General features: G+C 61.1%; 19 protein-coding genes and 1 pseudogene. 8 read left to right on the top strand and 12 right to left on the bottom strand.

The features are described from left to right. The first annotated feature begins 20 nt into the window (after positions 1-20). Positions 21-1,190: an MFS transporter gene (locus C3B44_RS07755; RefSeq protein WP_235840443.1), complete on the top strand. Its 1,170-nt coding sequence runs from the start codon at positions 21-23 to the stop codon at positions 1,188-1,190. A 38-nt stretch (positions 1,191-1,228) separates the two neighbouring features. Then, entirely contained in the window at positions 1,229-2,605 is a 1,377-nt protein-coding gene (locus C3B44_RS07750; RefSeq protein ID WP_108431874.1) for an FAD-dependent monooxygenase, read from the top strand. A 10-nt stretch (positions 2,606-2,615) separates the two neighbouring features. Here C3B44_RS07750 and pth read toward each other — a convergent pair whose 3' ends face one another. From pth to C3B44_RS07720, 6 genes and pseudogenes are all read right to left on the bottom strand, one after another. Further along, a complete protein-coding gene (gene pth / locus C3B44_RS07745; protein WP_108431873.1) occupies positions 2,616-3,158 on the bottom strand; it encodes an aminoacyl-tRNA hydrolase in 543 nt (180 codons plus the stop codon). A gap of 90 nt (positions 3,159-3,248) precedes the next feature. Next, complete coding sequence (locus tag C3B44_RS07740) at positions 3,249-3,914, bottom strand: 50S ribosomal protein L25/general stress protein Ctc (protein WP_108431872.1); 666 nt, start codon at positions 3,912-3,914, stop codon at positions 3,249-3,251. Between the two features lie 237 nt (positions 3,915-4,151). Continuing rightward, positions 4,152-4,919: an SDR family NAD(P)-dependent oxidoreductase gene (locus tag C3B44_RS07735; RefSeq protein WP_108431871.1), complete on the bottom strand. Its 768-nt coding sequence runs from the start codon at positions 4,917-4,919 to the stop codon at positions 4,152-4,154. 124 nt (positions 4,920-5,043) lie between these two features. Next, positions 5,044-6,021: a ribose-phosphate diphosphokinase gene (locus C3B44_RS07730; RefSeq protein ID WP_108431870.1), complete on the bottom strand. Its 978-nt coding sequence runs from the start codon at positions 6,019-6,021 to the stop codon at positions 5,044-5,046. Between the two features lie 2 nt (positions 6,022-6,023). Further along, positions 6,024-7,496, bottom strand: coding sequence for a bifunctional UDP-N-acetylglucosamine diphosphorylase/glucosamine-1-phosphate N-acetyltransferase GlmU (gene glmU, locus C3B44_RS07725; protein ID WP_412841952.1), 1,473 nt, complete (start codon positions 7,494-7,496; stop codon positions 6,024-6,026). Positions 7,497-7,539: 43 nt separating this feature from the next. Continuing rightward, positions 7,540-8,765: pseudogene (locus tag C3B44_RS07720) on the bottom strand (MFS transporter). Between the two features lie 104 nt (positions 8,766-8,869). Between C3B44_RS07720 and C3B44_RS07715 the strand changes: the two are divergent. Together C3B44_RS07715 and C3B44_RS07705 are read left to right on the top strand one after the other, a co-directional pair. Then, a complete protein-coding gene (locus tag C3B44_RS07715) occupies positions 8,870-10,387 on the top strand; it encodes a multicopper oxidase family protein (RefSeq protein ID WP_108431868.1) in 1,518 nt (505 codons plus the stop codon). Between the two features lie 668 nt (positions 10,388-11,055). After that, positions 11,056-11,343 (top strand): transposase, encoded by a 288-nt coding sequence (locus C3B44_RS07705; RefSeq protein WP_235840437.1) that lies wholly within the window; start codon positions 11,056-11,058, stop codon positions 11,341-11,343. 153 nt (positions 11,344-11,496) lie between these two features. Here C3B44_RS07705 and C3B44_RS11665 read toward each other — a convergent pair whose 3' ends face one another. The 5 genes from C3B44_RS11665 to C3B44_RS07685 form a co-directional block, all read right to left on the bottom strand. Continuing rightward, on the bottom strand, positions 11,497-11,679 hold the full coding sequence (locus tag C3B44_RS11665; RefSeq protein WP_146183469.1) for a hypothetical protein: 183 nt from the start codon (positions 11,677-11,679) through the stop codon (positions 11,497-11,499). A gap of 31 nt (positions 11,680-11,710) precedes the next feature. Continuing rightward, positions 11,711-12,565 carry an esterase/lipase family protein gene (locus tag C3B44_RS07700; protein ID WP_108431867.1) on the bottom strand — a complete coding sequence of 285 codons (855 nt, stop codon included), beginning with the start codon at positions 12,563-12,565 and terminating at the stop codon, positions 11,711-11,713. Positions 12,566-12,920: 355 nt separating this feature from the next. Then, positions 12,921-13,421 (bottom strand): MmpS family transport accessory protein, encoded by a 501-nt coding sequence (locus tag C3B44_RS07695; protein WP_108431866.1) that lies wholly within the window; start codon positions 13,419-13,421, stop codon positions 12,921-12,923. Positions 13,422-13,666: 245 nt separating this feature from the next. Then, positions 13,667-14,056, bottom strand: a complete 390-nt coding sequence (locus tag C3B44_RS07690) for an ImmA/IrrE family metallo-endopeptidase (protein WP_108431865.1) — start codon at positions 14,054-14,056, stop codon at positions 13,667-13,669. Beyond that, positions 14,031-14,486 carry a helix-turn-helix domain-containing protein gene (locus C3B44_RS07685; RefSeq protein ID WP_108431864.1) on the bottom strand — a complete coding sequence of 152 codons (456 nt, stop codon included), beginning with the start codon at positions 14,484-14,486 and terminating at the stop codon, positions 14,031-14,033. The genes C3B44_RS07690 and C3B44_RS07685 overlap by 26 nt, the downstream gene beginning before the upstream one ends. 184 nt (positions 14,487-14,670) lie before the next feature. Here C3B44_RS07685 and C3B44_RS07680 point away from each other — a divergent pair, with 184 nt between their 5' ends. From C3B44_RS07680 to C3B44_RS07675, 3 genes are all read left to right on the top strand, one after another. Continuing rightward, entirely contained in the window at positions 14,671-14,916 is a 246-nt protein-coding gene (locus tag C3B44_RS07680; protein WP_108431863.1) for a hypothetical protein, read from the top strand. A gap of 602 nt (positions 14,917-15,518) precedes the next feature. Continuing rightward, positions 15,519-16,082, top strand: a complete 564-nt coding sequence (locus C3B44_RS11660; RefSeq protein WP_146183467.1) for a hypothetical protein — start codon at positions 15,519-15,521, stop codon at positions 16,080-16,082. A gap of 500 nt (positions 16,083-16,582) precedes the next feature. Further along, a complete protein-coding gene (locus C3B44_RS07675) occupies positions 16,583-17,470 on the top strand; it encodes a trypsin-like serine protease (RefSeq protein WP_108431862.1) in 888 nt (295 codons plus the stop codon). 99 nt (positions 17,471-17,569) lie between these two features. On the opposite strand, the gene C3B44_RS07670 is transcribed toward C3B44_RS07675, so the two are convergent. Then, entirely contained in the window at positions 17,570-17,896 is a 327-nt protein-coding gene (locus tag C3B44_RS07670) for a hypothetical protein (RefSeq protein WP_108431861.1), read from the bottom strand. Positions 17,897-18,316: 420 nt separating this feature from the next. On the opposite strand from C3B44_RS07670, the gene C3B44_RS12190 reads away from it, so the two are divergent. After that, complete coding sequence (locus C3B44_RS12190) at positions 18,317-18,511, top strand: excisionase family DNA-binding protein (protein WP_412841954.1); 195 nt, start codon at positions 18,317-18,319, stop codon at positions 18,509-18,511. Positions 18,512-18,621: the final 110 nt, after the last annotated feature.

Raw genomic sequence — 18,621 nt, 5'->3', positions numbered from 1 at the left:
GGGCGCCGCCCACGCCCGTCATGCCAGAAGGCAGTTGCCGAATCCTGGGTATCTCCGGGCGGCGGCTCTATGCAGTACTTTTGGGCTGGTTCTTCATCGTCTTCGACGGCTACGACCTCATCGTCTACGGCACCGTGCAGTCGGAGCTCATGGAGGAATGGAATCTCACGAGCGCCTCCGCCGGCACGATCGGCTCGATGGCGTTCGTCGGCATGGTCATCGGTGCTGTTGGCATCGGCAGGCTCTCCGACCGCATCGGGAGAAAGACCGCCGTGATCGGCTCGGTGGTTATCCTCTCGATGTTTACCGTGCTCTGCGGCCTGGCCACGAGCGCAGTCACGTTCGGGCTCTACCGTCTGATCGCCGGAATCGGCCTCGGTGGGCTCGTGCCCAGCGTCAACGCCCTGTGCGCCGATCTGGTTCCGGCGCGCAAGATGGCCGCCTGGTCCACCGTGATCATGGCCGGCGTGCCCTTGGGCGGCTCGATCGCCGCCATCCTCGCCGGCTTCATCGTCCCCTCCCACGAGGACTGGGGATGGCGCATGATGTTCCTCATCGCTCTCGTCCCGCTGGCAGTGGGGCTGCCGCTGGCCATGCGGATCATCCCCGCCGATAAAGAAATTATCGACGACCTGCGCCACCGCGGCCAACGCATGCCCGAAGGTAGCGCGGTACAGAAGCAGCCGGGCTTCGGTGCCCTGTTTGCGCCGCAGTACCGCAGCGCGACTGTCATGTTCGCCATCGCTACCTTCGTGACCCTGCTGGCCTGGTATGGGCTGGGTACCTGGCTGCCGCGGCTCATGCAGGAACAGGGCTACAACCTGGGCGCGTCGTTGAACTTCACGCTCGCGCTCAACCTCGGCGCGATCATCGGCTCGGTGGTGGCGATCTATGCGATTTTGGTGCTCGCGGGCGTCGGCACGCATGGGACCCAAATCCTCATCATCGCCGCCGTCACCCAGTTCTACCCGCACCAGCTGCGCGGCACCGGCCTGGGCTGGGCGCTGGGCGTGGGCCGCATCGGCGCCGTCGTCGCCCCGCAGATGGCCGGCCTCCTGCTGGCCTGGGGCCTAGGGCCCGCCTCCAGCTACCTCATGTTCGGCATCGCGGCGATACTCTCCGGGCTCTCCCTCTTCGTCCTCTGGCGGATCGCGCGGGCCCGCCCGCCGGTGCTCACCCGCGTCGACTAGCTCTCTCTACTGTTTAAGAAAGGATCAACTGCGAGACCATGTCTATTGCTGAAAAGACCACCGAACTGCAGGGACAGAAGATCGTCATCGTCGGCGGGGGCATCGGCGGGGCGGCAGGAGCACTCGCGCTCGCGCTGCGGGGCGCCGACGTCACCCTCTACGAGCACCACCCCGAATTCAAAGAGGTCGGCGCCGGGCTGCAGATCGGACCGCACGGCGTGAAGATGCTCAAGAAGTGGGGCATCGGGCAGCGCGCCATCGAGCTCGGCTTCGTGCCTGAGAACATGCAGTTCCGCGACGCGATGACCGCCGAGACCATCCTGACCATGGACTTCGGCGAGAAGTTCTTAGAACACTACGGCGCCGAATACCTGGTCATCCACCGCTCCGACCTGTTGAACCTCCTGGTCGAATCGGCCACCGAGGCCGGGGCGACGCTCGTCAACAACCATCACGTCCTCGACGGCGTCACCGACGGCGACGGCGTCAAGGTCACCGTCAAAAACCGCGCAGACAACTCCATCAGCGAGGTCGAAGCGGACGTCCTCATCGGCTTCGACGGCACCCACTCCTTGTTTCGGAAGAAGATTGTCGACGACGATCCCGTCCCCTCCGCCTACGTCGCCTACCGCGGCACCTCCTCGCTTCCCGACGACCCCGACATGGCCGGCCTCACCTCCGTCATCGGCTACATCGGCCCGCGCTGCCACTTCATCCAGTACCCGCTGCGCAGCGGCGAGTTGCTCAACCAGGTCGCCGTCTTCCAGTCCCCGCGCTACCTAAAGTCCCTGGTCGAAGGAACCGAGGTGCCCGAAGACTGGGGAAACAACGACGAGTTCCGCCAAGCCTTCACCCACACCCACGAAAAGATCCAGTGCCGCCAGAAGCACATGTGGCTCGACCAGTGGTGGCAGATGACCGACCGCGAGCCGCTGGACAACTGGGTGGTCAACGACCGCATCATCGTCATGGGCGACGCCGCCCACCCGCCGCTGCAATACCTCGCCTCCGGGGCCGTCATGGCCATGGAAGACTCCGAGGTCTTCGCCCTCTTCGCCGCCGAAGCCGCCAACCGCGGCGAACTCGACTGGGGCAAGGTGCTGCGCGAAGTGTCCGTTGAACGCGCCCCCCGCTGCGGCCGCATCCAGACGGTGGGACGTCTCTGGGGAGAGCTCTGGCATGTCGACGGCATCGCCCGCCACGTCCGCAACGAACTCTTCCGCCAAGCCGGCGTGGATAACTACTGGTTCCACTACGCCGACTGGCTGTGGAACTACGACCCCGAAGCCCGCGCTTATTTGAAGGACCCGTCGCTGGGCAACCTGCCGAAGGGCCTGGAGGACTGGGAGTACAACCTCCACAAGCTCGAACGCCAGCGCAAGGATGGCGCTCAGCCCAGCGACTTGGTGCTCTAATACGCGCGCGTTAGAGGTGTTTTTCCACCAGGTCCGCGGCATCGGCCGCGATAATCGGCAGGCTGTCGCGCTCTGCGCGGCCAAAGGGGCGCAACACAAAATCCGCCGGGGCCTGGCGCCCAGGCGGGCGGCCAATGCCGATACGCAGCCGCTGATAGTTGTTCGTGCCGAAGGACTTCGTCAGCGACTTCAGCCCCTTATGCCCCTTATCCCCGCCCCCGGTGACGAGCTTTAACTCACCGAAGGCGAGCTCCATGTCGTCGTAAAGCGCTACGATGCGTGCCGGGGGAATACCGAAATACCCCGCGAGTGCTTTAGCCGGCCCGCCGCTTAAGTTCATGAACTCGCGCGTGCGCGCGAGCACCACCCGCTTAGGCCCCAGCACGCCGGGGGAGATCTCGGCGATTTCGGTGTTGGTGCGTTTGTGCACCGTCAGTGTTGCCGACGCGCGCGCAAGCAGCTCGTCGAGCACCATCACACCCACATTGTGCCGGGTAAGGGCGTATTTCGGGCCCGGGTTGCCGAGGGCCAGTAGCAGGGAAGTATCAGACACACCCCTTAGTCTGACACAACAAACGCCCCGCCGCGGAAACCGGCCGGTGGTGGCAGGCCCGCAGCGGGGCGTTGGTGAGACCCGAAAGCCTTACTCGGTGTCCGAGTCGTTCTTCGAACCCTCGTCGACAGCGTCCGGCTCTTGGCCAGCCGGGGCATCCTCGCCGTCGGTCTCGGGGGCCTCGTCGCCCTCCTCGGGGACCTCGGCCTCTTCCGGCTCGGTGATGTTGACGAAGAGGTCGTCTTCCTCGTCGTTGACCAGGGAGACACCGTCCGGCAGCGGCAGGTCGGAGGAGAAGATCTGGGTGCCGATCTCCATGCCCTCGACGTTGATGACGATCTCGTCCGGGATCTTCAGCGGATCCACCAGGACCAGGACGTTGTCGGTCTCCTGCAGCAGCTGGCCACCCGGGGCGATCTCGCCCTCGGTGACGACCGGAACCTCGACCTCAACCTTCTGGCCGCGCTTGACGGTCAGCAGGTCGATGTGGTCGATGTCCAGGGTCAGGATGTTCTGATCGATGTGGCGCACCATGCACAGGTGCTGCTGGCCCTCGAGCTCGAGCTCCATGACGGCGTTGACGCCCTCGTAACGGATCAGGGTCTGCATCTCCAGCAGGTCCACGTGGAAGTGGTAGTTGTCGTGGCCCTCGCCGTAGAGCACACCGGGCAGGCGCCAGTCGCGGCGCAGACGGCGGGCAGCGCCCTTACCGAACTCCTTACGGACCTCACCCTTGATGACCGGGGTTTCAGCCATGTGGAATCCAACCTCTCTTGAGTATGTCGCTTACTGTGGTTTTCCGGTCGAGGGCGACAAAAGAAATGAAGCCTGCGACCGACTCGGTGTCTACGTCGAGTCATCGCAGGCTTCGGTGCCACGTCAAGGTGGCCAGAAAGTCTGGGATTAAATCATCGCGTCGATAACGGCCCACATTCGTGCGCCCTCGCCGAGACGGTAGCTAATGCTAGCAGCCTGAGAGGCGAGGACCCAAAACTAGACCGTGGTGTAGCCGCCGTCGACCAAGTGGTAGGAGCCGGTGATGAACGAGGCATCCTCCGACAGCAGGAAGGAGACCAGCTTCGCCACCTCTGCGGCGCGGCCCAGCCGGCCCATCGGGTGCTTATCGACCAACGTCTCGCGCACCTCCGCCGGCAGCTTCGACAGCAGGGGAGTGTCAATGTAGCCGGGGCCGACCGCGTTGACGCGGATGCCATCGGCGGCGTACTCGACGGCGGCGGTCTTCGTCAGCCCGACGACCGCGTGCTTAGCGGTGGTGTAGGCCGAGTTGTTGCGCACGGCGACGGTGCCGGCCACCGACGCCAGGTTCACGATCGCGCACTCGTTGGTGTTGTCCTGCTTCTCGAACTGCTCGATCTGGTAGCGGTTGCCGAAAGCCACGCCGTTGATGTTGACGTCGATGACGGCATTCCACTTCTCCGGGGTGATCTCACCGGTGGGCTCGTCGGTGCCGCCGATGCCGGCGTTGTTGACGGCCAGATCGAGGCTGCCAAAGGTCTCGACGGCGAATGCGACCGCCTTCTGATGCTCCTCGGCCGAGGTGGCGTCGTGCTTCAAGGCGGCGGCCTCGCCACCGGCCTGCTTGATCTCCTCGGCGACCTTCTGCGCGCTTTCCTCGTTGATATCGGTGGCGACGACCTTCACGCCGTGCGCCCCGAGATCCAGCGCGATCGCCTCTCCGATGCCGGAGCCGGCACCGGTGATCAGCGCAACCTTACCCTTGAGTCCTGCGTAATCAGCCATGTGTAAGTCTGAATCCTCCCAATAACGTGGTTCAGATTCTTACGTAGCCCACGCTAGCCCTGTTCGCGGGTCTTGGCCACGGTGCGAGATTGGGAGCAGGTGCTCACACGCTTGACGGAAGAACCTAAGCCTCGCCCTCGAACAACGTCGTGACGGAGCCGTTTTCGAAGATCTCGTGGATGGTCTTGGCCAGCAGCGGGGCGATGGACAAGACGGTGAGGTTCGACCAGCCCTCGGTGGACTGCGGCAGGGTGTTGGTGGTGATGACCTCCTCGGCGCCGCACTCGCTGAGGCGCTCGCGGGCTGGGTCGGAGAACACGCCGTGCGTGCAGGCGATGATGACGTCCTTCGCGCCGGCTTCCTTGAGAACCTTGACGGCGCCGGCGATGGTGCCGCCGGTGTCGATCATGTCGTCGAGAAGCACGCAGTTGCGGCCCTCGACGTCACCGACCACGCGGTTAGCGGTGACCTTGTTGGCCTCGTCGACGCTGCGGGTCTTGTGGACGAAGGCCAGCGGGGCGTAACCCAGCGTCTTGGCCCACTTCTCGGCGACCTTCACGCGGCCGGCATCGGGGGAGACGACGACTAGGTTGTCGAGGTCGTACTTCTCCTTGATGTAGTCGGTGAGGATCGGCATCGCGTGCATGTGGTCGACGGGGCCGTCGAAGAAGCCCTGGATCTGGTCGGTGTGCAGGTCGACCGAGACGATGCGGTCGGCGCCGGCCGCGGTGAGCAGGTCGGCGACCAGGCGGGCGGAGATCGGCTCGCGGCCGCGGTGCTTCTTGTCCTGTCGCGCGTAAGGGTAGAAGGGCAAAATCGCGGTGATGCGCTTGGCGGAGCCGCGCTTGAGGGCGTCGATCATGATGAGCTGTTCCATGATCGCCTTGTTCAAATCGCCGGAGTGGGCCTGCAGGACGAAGCAGTCGGCGCCGCGGACGGACTCCTCGAAGCGCACGAAGATCTCACCGTTAGCGAAGTCGCGGGCAGTGGTGGGCACGAGGTCGATGCCGAGTTCCTTAGCGACGGCCTCGCCCAGCTCCGGGTGGGCGCGGCCGGAAAACAGCATCATGTTTTTGTGGCTCTCGGACCATTGTCCAGTCATAGTTACTTGCCTTCCTTCTCGCGTGCGCGCTGCGCGGCCTCCGCTGCGGGGGTGCCGGGGCGCTTCTTCTCGACCCATCCCTCGATGACGCGCTGCTTGCCTTCCTTGACAGCCAGCGCCCCTGCCGGGACATCGTCGGTCACTACTGTACCGGCCCCGGTGTAGGCGCCGTCGCCGACCGTCACCGGGGCGACGAACATGGTGTCAGAGCCGGTCCGGCAGTGATCGCCGATGGTGGTGTGGTGTTTGTTCACGCCGTCGTAGTTAACGAACACACTCGAGGCGCCGATGTTCGTCTCCTCGCCGACGGTGGCGTCCCCGATGTAGGTCAAATGCGGCACCTTGGAGCCGGCGCCGATCGTGGCGTTCTTGGATTCCACGAAGCCGCCGAGCTTGCCGCCGGTGCCCAGCACCGTGTGGGGGCGCAGGTAGGTAAACGGCCCGACGGTGGCATCCGCGCCGATGGTGGAGCGCTCGCCCTGGGTGCGGATCACGCTGGCGCGGGTGCCGACGGTCACATCCGTCAACGTCGTATCCGGACCGATCACCGCCCCGTCGGAGATATGCGTAGCCCCCCACAGCTGGGTGTTTGGGTGGATGGTCACATCCTGGCCGATCACCACGTTGACGCCGATGAACGTGGTCTCCGGGTCAATGATCGTCGCCCCACCCAGCATCGCGGCCTCAACGGTGCGGCGGTTGAACTCCTTGCCGGCGGCCGCGAGCTGGACGCGGTTGTTCACCCCGGCCAACTCGCGGGGATCGTCGGCGAGGTGGGCGCCCACGGTGTGCCCCTCGCGGCGGGCGATGGCCAGCACGTCCGTGATGTAGAGCTCGCCCTGGGCGTTGTCGGTATTCAGCTGGGTGAGTGCGTGGTTGAGCACGCGGCCGTCGAAGGCGAAGACCCCGGAGTTGACCTCCGTGATCTCTTTCTGCTCCTCGGAGGCGTCCTTCTGCTCGACGATCTCGGTGACCTCGCCGGCGTCGTTGCGCACGATGCGGCCATAACCGGTCGGATCATTCAGGTCCAAAGACAAGACGGTGACTGCGGCGGAGGCGGTGGTGTGGGCGTCGAAAAGCGCCTGGATGGTCTCGGCGCGCAACAGCGGCACGTCTGCGTTGGTGACGATGACCGTGCCCTCATACTCCGGGATCGGGCGCAGCCCGGCCGCCACCGCGTCGCCCGTGCCGTTTTGCTCTTCCTGCACCGCCTGCAGCACCTCGCGGTCGAGTTCCTCGGCGACTCGTTCGACCTCGGGGATGACCTGGTCGCGCTGGTGACCCACCACGGCGACCAGGTGCTCCGGGTTGATGCCCTCGGCGGCGTGCAGGGAGTGCGAGAGCAGGCTGCGGCCGCCGATGGCGTGCAGGGTCTTCTGGGTGGCGGACTTCATGCGGGTACCGGCGCCGGCAGCTAAGACGATGACGGCGCAGGGAGTGCGGGTGCTCACGACGAGTGCTGCTCCTGGAGACATAGACAACAGTGATAAGGAAAACTACCGCCCCAGCATATCGCGCCTAGGGGTTGCGGGAGACGTCGTCGAGACGCGTGGCGCCCACCACGCCGATCACGCCCACCGCGGCCAGGAACAGCAGCGTGATCGACGCGCCGAAGATAGCGATCACACCGGAGACCACGCCCACGATGAGCAAGATGAGGCCCATTATCGTGTTCGCCGCGCCCGTATAGCGGGTGCGCTGGTTTCCTTCGGCCATATCGACGATGTAGGTCTTGCGCGCCACCCGCACCGCGGTATGCGCGACCTGGATGAGGAAGAAGCCGAGCGGCAGGGCGAAAGGCGCCAACCGGTCGGGAGAGAAGTGCGCGGCGGCCACCACGAGCACGATCACCGCGGAGGCCGCCGCCGAGCCGTAGGCCATGACGCTTTTCGACGACGCATCCGACCAGATCCCCGAAATCCGGCCAGTAACGAGTGACGCCGCGGCCGAGGCGACCACGAAGGCGCCCAGACCGGAGATGTCGTGGCCGATCTGCTGCGACAAGGCGACCACGAACGTCGTCGACAGGGAGGTGACCAAAAGGAGGGAGCGCACGATCACGAAGCGGCGAAACTTCGCATCCTGGGTGAACAACCCCCAGGTGTCGGCCCACCAGCGGCGGTTGAGTCCCTGTTCTTCTTCTTGTGAGTCCGGCTCACGAATGCCGCCGAAGATGACGACGGCCGCCGCCCAGCTCGCCGCCCCCACCGCGAGCAGCAGCGCCAGCAGCCACTGCGGCAGATCCGAATCTAAAAACCACAAGAACACGCCCACGACCAGTGCGATCAGCCCGCCGAGTGCGGTGGCCCGCCCCGTGATGCGCCCGCGCAGGCCCTTCGAGATCGTGCGTCCCTGCACGTCCTTCGACGAGATCGAGTTCAACGCCCGAAACAGCGCGAGTACGCCGAGGAGCACCACCACCGCAAGGCCGAGCGCGACACCGCTTAAAAGCACGGCGGCGAGCGCGATCCCGACGGCGGCGAGCGCCTGGCCGGCCGCACCGATCATCCAGACCTTTTTGCGCGAGGGCTGCGTCGTCACCCATGGCGAGAGCGCCGCTTGGGGCAGCATCGAGCCGGCCTCGCGGACTGGAACCAGCAGGGCGATGAAGAACCCGGGCGCGCCGGCGGCCCCAAAAGCCACGGAAGCACAGTCTTCGCGGAGACGATCTGATCCCCCAGGCCTTGCAGCCCGTTGGAGACGATGAAACGGTTGCCGTTATGGCGCTCCAGGTCGCTGGTCATTAATTAAAATAGTACGGCTAAGGTTAATTAAAATAGTACGGCTAAGGTTGAATTATGCACTTTCGGCTGAATGAGATTGGTGAGTGTTGACGATGGCTGCAGCGATGTCACGACGCGGATTTCTCAAAGCGGCGACGGTGATGGCCCTCGCCGCCGCCACCGGCCCGGTCCTCGCGGCGTGCGGCACCTCTCAACCGCAGCCGCGCGGCTACGATGGCGAGCCGCGCCCGCTGCCCATCCCGCCGCTCGACGAGGGCAAGCTTGTCGACGGCCACCGCCACTTCACCCTCACCACCCAGGCAGGCAGCGCCGAAATCCTGCCCGGCACCACCACCTCCACCTGGGGTTTCAACGGTGACTTCCTCGGGCCGACGTTGCGTATGCACCGCGGCGACGACGTCGAGGTCGACATCACCAACGAACTCGACGAGATGACCACCATCCACTGGCACGGCATGAAACTGCCCGCCTGGGCCGACGGCGGCCCGCACTCACCGATCGAGCCGGGTGAAACCTGGAGCCCACGTTTCGGCGTCGACCAGCCCGCCGCCACCCTGTGGTACCACCCGCACCCCCACGGGCGCACGCGCCTGCACTGCTACCGGGGACTGGCCGGGCTGTTGCTTATCGACGACGACGTCTCCGACAACCTCGACCTGCCCCATGAGTACGGCGTAGACGACATCCCCGTGGTCATCATGGATCACAAGTTCACCGACGACGGCGAGCTCGATGAAACCCTCGACGATGACCTCGGGCTCATGGGCGACACCCCGGTGGTCAACGGCATCACCAACGCGCGTTTCGACGCCGAGACCTCACGCGTCCGCTTCCGCATCGTCAACGGCGCCAACATGCGCTTCTACAACCTGGCGTTGAGCGATGAGCGGGCTTTTTCCGTCGTCGCCACCGACTCCGGCCTGCTCAGCGAGCCGCACGAGGTGACCCACGCGCTCATCGGGCCGGGCGAGCGCTTAGAGATCGTCGTCGACCTCGAGCCGGAAGAGGAGATCTCGCTGGTCTCGCTGCCGCTGGAGGGAAACTTCGGCATCCCCGAAGACAACGACGAGGCCCCCGATTTCGGATTCCAGCACGAGTTCGAGTTCTTGCAGATCACCGGCCCGGCCGAGGGGACGCCGGCCTCGGCGGCGCTGCCCGCCGAACTCGACCCAGCGGCCGCCGAGCAACCCAACCTCGACGGCGTCATCGAGCGCGAGTTCGCGCTCAACACCTTCGAGATCAACGGCGAGACCATGGACATGGAGCGTGTCGACGTCACCATCGACCACCAGGACCCCGAGGTCTGGATCGTCACCAACGAAAATCCCGACTGGCCGCACAACTTCCACATCCACAACAGCCGCTTCCGGGTGCTGAGCATCGACAATAATGAGGTCGAAGAGATCGGCACCTACGGGTGGAAAGACACCGTCTCCTTGCCGCCGGGGGCCACGGCGCGACTGGCCGTCGAGTTCGGCTACTACCCGGATCCCACCGTGCCGTACATGTATCACTGCCACATGCTCTGGCACGAGGACAACGGCATGATGGGGCAATTCGTGATCGTCGAGCCCGGCGAAGAAGCCGCCCTAGAGCCCATGAGTGGGCACGGCCCGCACTAGGCGGCTATCGAGTTATGTGGTGCTGTCAGTGAGGAGTGATCGAGCTTTCCTGAGATGCTGAAGGGCGGATGAATGCGGGGAAGACACTGGTGGATGTGAAGTAAACCGCTGGGTTCATTGGTGAAGTCTCCTTAAAACAAGGAAAGACCAGGTGAGTGGGTGATGGCATACCTTCAGCCGCGCACCGTCAGGCGACGGTGCCTCCCCATCCCCACAGCGAGCGAGATCATCAAACAGTCCTGGGCAATCACGGGCAAGTGCCTCGCCACCTCGATCAGGAAATACTCGCAGAACTCCTAAAACAGCGACTCTGAAGAAGACCAGTGCGAGCTGATCAGTCGCTCTGCTTGCTCGTGGGAGCGTTGACCACGGGGAGCCAGGACGGTTGGCTTGCCCGGCTTTGATCTCCTCGGCGTCCCACAGTGGTGCCGCCTTACCCCATGTAGCCACGGGTTTAGGCGTGCGTCCGTTGGCGTAGTAGTTGGACCAGGTGCGGGCGGTGACGCCGATGTAGTCGGCGCATTGGGTGCCGTTCCAGAGACGGGCGCCGGTGTCTTCGGCGATGATGATGCCAGTTCCAATCCCTAGCATTGTGAAGTTCCTCTGCTGTGCAGGGCGCCAAGGTTCTTTGGGGCAGTGAAACTCTCTCATCTGCAATGAGAGTAGGCATGGCCTCTCGTTATTCCGCAGAATTCCGCAAGCAGTGCGTCGATGCCGTCCTCGAGCTCGGCAAAACCCGGACCGAAGTCGCCCAAGAATACGGCATTAGCGACTCCACCTTGGGCCGCTGGGTCGCCAAGGAACAAGGCACCCTCGGCACCGGCTCCGGAAGCCACATGCGCAAAGCCGATCCGAACTCCACAGATCCTGCAGAGATGGCCAAACGCATCGCCGAGCTGGAACGCGAAAACGAGTTCTTAAGAAAAGCAGCCGTGTTCTTCACTAAGGAGAACTAGCGCCTGACCAGCGCAACCACTGGCCGGCGGGTCGTCGTCAAGCTTCCCCACCAGGACTCGAACCTAGAAATAAAACCACATTTAAGCTGCTTAAACGCCGAAACTTGCCCACACTCCGCGACAAATCCACGACATAAAAAGCATACAATTAACTTAAAAGATGACGCCGAAGAATTCCCTGGCAGACTGCCCCAATCCGGTGAGTGCGGCGGCGAAGCCGAAAATGATCACCACGATGGCGAGGACGCGTTTGATGGTGTGCCAGAATTCAGGCTGCTGAGTGTGATTCATGATTCCTGTGATGTCGAGGTTAAGGGGGACAAAAGGAAAAGCCATCCTACGTGGGTAGGATGGCTGGGATTGTCAGCTACGGTATGCAGTGGGGTTTGACGTCCTGTCCCCGGAAGAACTGCACGATCATCTCATGTACCGCGTGGTGGAAACCCATGAGCGGGTGGTCCACCTGTTGGAAGGGACACATGTCCTCGATGAGTACATTCTGGTAGTCGCCGTCACCGAACATGAGGTTGTTGGTGTAGGGACCGGCGACGATGTCGGCGCGGGAATCGATGTTGAGGTATTCGATGCCGGGGAGCGCTTCGGTGGGGTTGGTGATGAAGTGGATGACGTCACTGTTGGGATCAAGGTCTTGGCAGGTTCCGATTCCCAAGCAGCCACCGGGAAGGAGTTGGTTGGCCAACTGGGCGGCGGGGGATCCGTGGACAAGACCGGAGATGTTGACCACTTTGTCCACCTTGGAGGCGTTGTTGCCTTGGCGTTGCCATACTGCGGAAATGAGTCCACCTTGGGAGAAAGTGACGAGATTGACTTTGGGTGCTCCGGTTTGCCGTAGCACGTCGTCGATGTAAGCGTTGAGGCTGGGTGTGTATTTATTGATGTGATCGAAGACGCCGACGTTGGGGTCGGTGGCGGTGACTGCGAGTGGTGCCCATTCGAAGAAACGGAGGCCGTTTTTCTCGAAGTAGGAGCGGGCGCGGGTGTTGATGCCGGGGAAGTCGAGGGCTGATCCTACCCATACGACGGGGAGGTTGGATGAGTCTTCGCGGACTTGTGCGGTAACGGCGGGAGGCGTGCCGCCGAGTTGGTCGGGGTAGGAGGGGGATTGGATGGTGTTGGCTCCTGCCGCAGGTGCGGCGAAGCTTGCGGCGAGGGCCAGTGTGGCCGCGGCAATGGCGGCATGGCGGTGTCGTACATGAATCATGGTGTCGAGTGTATTTTCCGTGTCGCTGGGCGGGAAATTAGGCCCCTATCAGTGGGCATTGATGAAACATTGATGAAATAGGTAGGGGTCCTCACGGACGAGTTGACAGTCCGCTATATCTCAAACGTCGGGTGGTCGTCAGTGGCATCATCGCCGAAAATGATGACGTTGATGGCTAGGGGGTGAACCGCCAGCGCGTGTGAAGGGGCTTCTTGGATGGTTGAGTTCGTGGGCGAGGGTGGATCGGTATTCGGCGATGGACAGTCCGCGCCGGGCACTGGGGTATAAAAAGAGGGCGCCCCACTGGGTGGGGTGTCCACCGTGTGAGGCGCAGCCACATGAAACTCGGTTTCGTTTATTCTCCGGTGTCGATATCACTCGTCGCGATGGAGCAGGAAGCGCTCGCGCCCATGCCGGACGCGGAGTTTTCAGTGACGACCTCGCCGTTGTAGAGGATGCGGCAGTTGATGGTCCCTTCATCTTCAACTCCGTTGGTGACTGAGACCTGGGCAAGGTCGAAGCCGGTGAAGGTGACGTCCTTGCTCCACGGCAGGGCGACCCCGTTTTCTTGGGACATGTTGCCGTCGGTGTTAATGAAGGTGACTAGGGCTCCGGTGGCGTCACCATCAACCTCGTAGGTGATGGCACGTTCGGTGTTCATTTCCTCGTTGACGTCGTTAGCGGCTTTTCCGAAAAGCGCTGTGCATCCACCCATGAAAAGGAGGATGATGATCACGATGATGAGGGGGATGATGCAGCCGGGCTTCTTGTACCAGGGGCGCTTTTGCCGGATCTCGTATCCTTCGGGGAGGTTGTTGGGCTGCGGGTTCGGCTGCTGGCCGTTCGGGGTTGACACTGATTACTTTTCCTTTCTGTGTTGGGCGCGGTCACACTGAGTATGCCGTGCTCGGTTAGGGCCTTTGTTTTGCGGTCATTGAGGCTATCGTGGGCGGGTTAATAATACTTACGGCCGGGGGGTGGCGGGGGAGGTTTTGACGGGCTCAGTCGTCTCGAAGCTACCTCCGCGAGAACGTACCCACACGCTAAGTATTTACGCCTAGCTTGCCCTGCCAGTGTTCATGTCCCAAATTTTTGTGTCTTTCATGCTGTTTTCCTTTGGTAGTGGTTGCGCCAGGTGTTGATGACGTGAGTTGTCACGCCGAGTTCCAATGCTATGGCTCCGCTGTGGGGGCCGTGTGTGTTCTCTGCGTCTCGGTATCTTTCGGGGGTGATGAGCAGGTCAGCTGCCCACTGGTCTGCTGCGTTTTCTTGCCTTTCCTTCCACCACCCGGTGGCTCTGGGGTTGTGGTCGAGGATGTAGTGGGCGAGCTCGTGGGCGAGTGTGCAGCGCCGGGCGCGGTAGCCGAGGCCGCGGCGGAGGCTGATTATTCCGTAGCCGTAGTAGCGGCCTTTCTCGCCTGTGTCGTGCTCGAAGATTGTCACCCCGAGTTCGTGTGCGAGTTTCTCAGGGTCCGTCGTGGAAACCTTCATCTCCTTCCTCCGGTTCGTTGGGGCTGTCGTCAGCAGCATAGGAACCGAGGTGGACATCGGGGGTGGGGAAGTCGAACACTTCGGCGTCCGGGGCGAGTCCGATGGTGCCCTCGTCTGCACCGAACAGGTGGCGCGCTTCGGGGTCGGAGCGGCGCATGATCTCGTCGAGGAGTTGCTGGTTCGTCGCCCGCTCGAGGGCGAAGGGGACGGAGACGCCGTCGGTCTCGTAGGACTCGATGTAGCCGGTCTCGACGAGTCCGGTGACAGGGGAGCGGCCGTAGGCACGGCAGAGGGTGATGATCGTCTCCGGCGTCATCCTTCCAGCGTCGAGGTTGCGGGAAAGGGTGCTCTTTGAGACGCCGCTCGTCTCGGCAGCTTCGCGTAGTGAGGCGTTGCCCGTCAGGTCGGTGAACCACTTCTCAATGTCCATGTGTCCCACTATAGGGACACTGTGTGATCGCGGCAATCTGTGCAGCACAAGTGTGTTGACGGGGGTGACGGGCGGGGTATGGCGTGGTGCGAGGGTTGCATTAGCGGGACGCATGGCCCAAACTAGGGACACCGGCGCATGGCAGAGCACCGGAACAATAAATGAATGACAAGGAGGGAATTACATGAACGCACTAAGCAAGCCGCGTTACACCTTCCACCCCGGAGCGCTCGAAGCAATCATGCGCTCACGCAACCTCACCACCGACGAACAGCTCGCACTGTTCATCGGGGTACGCCGCAACGACCTCGCAAAGGTACGCGCCGGCTACCCCGTCTCCGCAGAGGTCGCACTCCGCGTCAGCGCACTCCAGGGCGACCAGAACTACCTCGCAGCCTGGTTCGACCAGGTACAAGACAACGCAGCATAAAAAGAAAGGAGGCCCCAGAATGCCTAATCATCTGGAGCCAGTCAACGGTATTTATTAGCTCCAGCATGGTGTCCTAGGGGATATGAAATGCTGGCTTTGCCGATGGCAGGGCTGTGTGTTCGCTGCCATCGGTTAGGTGGTGTGATTAGTGCTTGGGCTGCTCTACATGATTGCTGTGGCAGTATCTACGTTATGAAATCAGCCACGAGGGACACGGTAGTTGGCGCCCTAGGGGCAGCTCGGATGGCCCCATATCTTTCTGCTGCAGACGGCAACAAGAAAAGGGCTCTTGCGCTGTATCGGTGGAGTTCGGACGCTACAACGTCTACAAAGGTAGTATGACCTACTGGTCACCAAAGTGCGGAGCGCACTTTAATATCCAGAGCATTAAGACAAGTTGCAGGGAGTAGCACTGCCCTGCAGGAATTGGACCTAAATAACAGACCAACAGGAGTCAAAAGTTACAATTAGACTCCTCTACACACCTAATACAAGGAGTAGAATGCGTATTCTAAAAGGTAATTCAGTGATCGTCGCAGGTGCAGCTTGTCTGATCGCATTCCCCCCCAGCTACTGCCGCAGCCCAATCGTCTAGCGCTGCATTGCTTACCGCTTCCCCGGAAAGTTCTGTCACCCAGCCCGTCGACCAGAGCGAGACATGCTCGCAGACCGTTTCAGAAACCAAAAGCGAGAAACAGAAAATTCTAGACTCTGCGCAGGAAGAGTACGAAACTTTTGATCTGCAAGAAGCGATTGCGAAAGATCCCGTTCAATATCAGGAAAATATTTCTATCATTGAAAATTCTTCAGCGCTAGTTGAATATTTTGATAAGTATTCTGATTTTTCAATAGAGGATCGACAGCGTCTTGCAGCGAGCACCCCTACGGTCGTCGTGCAAGAAATAGCGGCGAATCTAGAGGGAAAAGCGCTCCTACTCCATCCATCTACAGGTTCACCGGAAGTTGTGCCACAGGACGAGGCTGATAAGTACGACAACTTTCCGTCACTTCAAAACGATCCCTGCTGGAAAAGCTATGTAGGAGCAGGCACCGCAGCGGTAGTAACTGGATTCTATTGCGGTCTTGGCGGACCAATCACCGCTACAGCATGTACTATCGGAGCTGCTATAGGTGGTACTCATATTGATTGGAATAGATACTGTTAGGGTTAGGGTATTAATGACAAGGTTTCTAACATTCACAGCAATACTTGTAATACCGGCCTTAGCGCTTTACCTCTTGTTTGTTTTTTTCAGCATAGGGAATGAGGACTCCTGGGTTGTTGTGAGTTTAAGCTTCGGCCTCGTTCTATCGGCATACTTCTTGCTTAGATTCCCAATTAAAAAACGCCACAGAGATCGGACGGGAGAAGCCAAGAAATAGCCTCTCCTCACATTGCTGGAAATCGCATGATAGAAATATGGGCCTGAACCCCGGAAAGTGGACACGGAGTTTTAATCAAGATGCGGTTTTGAGCATAGTTGCTTCGGAAGATTCAAAGGCGTTCGGCGAACGATAGCCGCACCTCGAGTGCAGGCGTTTGGTGTTGTGGTGTGCGCTGGCTGTCCTTAGGCTACAAGTTGTCTTTCAGTGCTGCAGTGCGAGCCGTACAGATGTTAACTAAGTGGAAACTGCACCTATTGTGGCGAGAAAGAGTGTTGGGGATATGAGGGTCGAGAGGAAATGCGGCAGATTCCTGCTGGCTGCCGCTACTGTTGTGGGCGTTGTAACTGGGTTGCCTCACGCTGTGGCGGATGATTGGCCGTCGCTGCAGGCGACAAGCACTACTCCTGTTATGGACAATCGAATTGCCGCCTTGTGGCAGGTTATACCCTCATCCAGCGGAGATGCTTCACTTCAGGTCCGTAGGGAGTGCACTGCGAGTTATGTGGGGGATGGGTTTTGGCTTACTGCGCACCATTGCGTCTCTCAGAACCCGTCGATGGATGGTTACTTAGAGCAGTTTGATGGGCAGCGGGCTGGGATCGCCGGGATCTACACATTGTCGGATACAGATGATGTTGCTCTGATTGAGGTGGGGCCGGGAATTGATGCGGATACTTTTGATGTAGCGCAGGATCCGCTCGACATAGGCCAGCAGGCAACACTGACGGGGTACGGAGAGATCCACGACTATGCGTCGTCTGCCACCACGACGATTGTCGCTCATCGTGGCGAGATAGATTTCGGGTCCGCAGTCTATACCGATCTGTTCGAAGCGCAGTCTGCAACCGCATCGCGATCATGTAGTGGTGACTCGGGGGCACCTGTTTATATCGGGTCAACCATCTATGCGATCCATACGGGAGGGGGTTACAACCCGTCCTGCGTGGACGGAAAAGACATGCTGATGTGGCACACCAATATTGCATCCAGGGCTGACTGGATCAACAGCACTATAAGAATGAATGCTGGGTTAACTGCAGCGGAGGAGCATAAGGCTGTTACCGGACTCGATGCTGCTCCAGAGGGTGAAACCGTGCTGGGTGACGTCGATCAGGGAACGAGCAGTCACCCTCACGGCCTGCTGAGTAGCAGTCGATTCAGTTCGTAGAACCTTCAACAGAACAACGGCGTCGTGATAGGCGGATAGCTCGCTAAAGGAAGCGGTGGTTTCAGTCGGCGTGTACGCCGGTGGCGGTGGTTTTTCGAACTACCACGCTCCGCCGCTTGCCTGCGGCAGCTGCCCGGGGCGGAAGCGGATTGCATATTTACCGCCTTTGCCCGGCGAAATGACGATTTCGATGCAGTTCTTTCCTGAAGAGTCGGACAGGAAGAAGGGTTCCTCGAACTCGAAGGACCACGTCTCGGGACCCCATCCGACGTGCTCACCGTGAGCCAAAGCGTATTCATCCTGATCTGTCATCGCTGTGAAGAAAGTCCGTCCACCTGCCACGTTGTCCTGGCGAGGATTGATTTTGCCGAATCCCTTCAACTCGATCCATCCGGTGCCTTCCACACGCGTCCAGTTGTCAGTCATTGCAACTCCTTGATCAGAGGGATTCCTTAAATCGACGATACCTGAAAACGATTTCGTGAAGAGGGGCTCGACGGGCATGCCGCACACCTAGCCTCACAACCAACTTTCGAAGGGTGGAATCGCGTCCGTCGGCACCGCCGAGATCTGTTGGTCGGACTGGTCCGCTAGCCACCGAAGAACCCTCTCGGCGGGAAAAGTAATAGACATTTCTGGCTCCTACTCGCCATCCAATGGAAATGGTGAACCGACTGTCACCACAACCGTCAGCATAGGCGGTTCTCGTGGCGGTCAACGGGCAGTTTCGTGACACTGTGTACGTTCGGTTGACTACACGCTATCGGTACACCAAACGGGGGTGTGGATTTCCGGAGCCAGTCGCCCCGATGCACAGGCCGTGCGGGCCGACACCGCCCTGGGCGGATTCCTTCAGGTCGAGGCGCATACAGACCGCTCGGCCTGTGGATAATCACAGACCAGGCCGCCGAATATCTCGCACTGTCCAGATGGACAGTGACACAGAAAATCAGGCGCGGCGAGCTCGGCGCTATCAAGCACGGTAAGACGTACCGCACCACCCTGAAGTGGTGCGCCGACTATATGTCAGGAAAGGCCTAACCTTCCAGCTCTGCTGTGGGTGCGGGATGTTGCGTTTCGGAGCCCCGGAAATCCCACGACATTTCCACGACATCTGACCCCACACTCAGCCACACCCAGCCACATTCGAT

Origin of the sequence: Corynebacterium yudongzhengii, from assembly GCF_003065405.1 — a bacterium.
Classification (GTDB): domain Bacteria; phylum Actinomycetota; class Actinomycetes; order Mycobacteriales; family Mycobacteriaceae; genus Corynebacterium; species Corynebacterium yudongzhengii.
The sequence above is the reverse complement of the archived record's forward strand: the minus strand, read 5'-3'. Positions and strand labels throughout refer to the sequence as shown.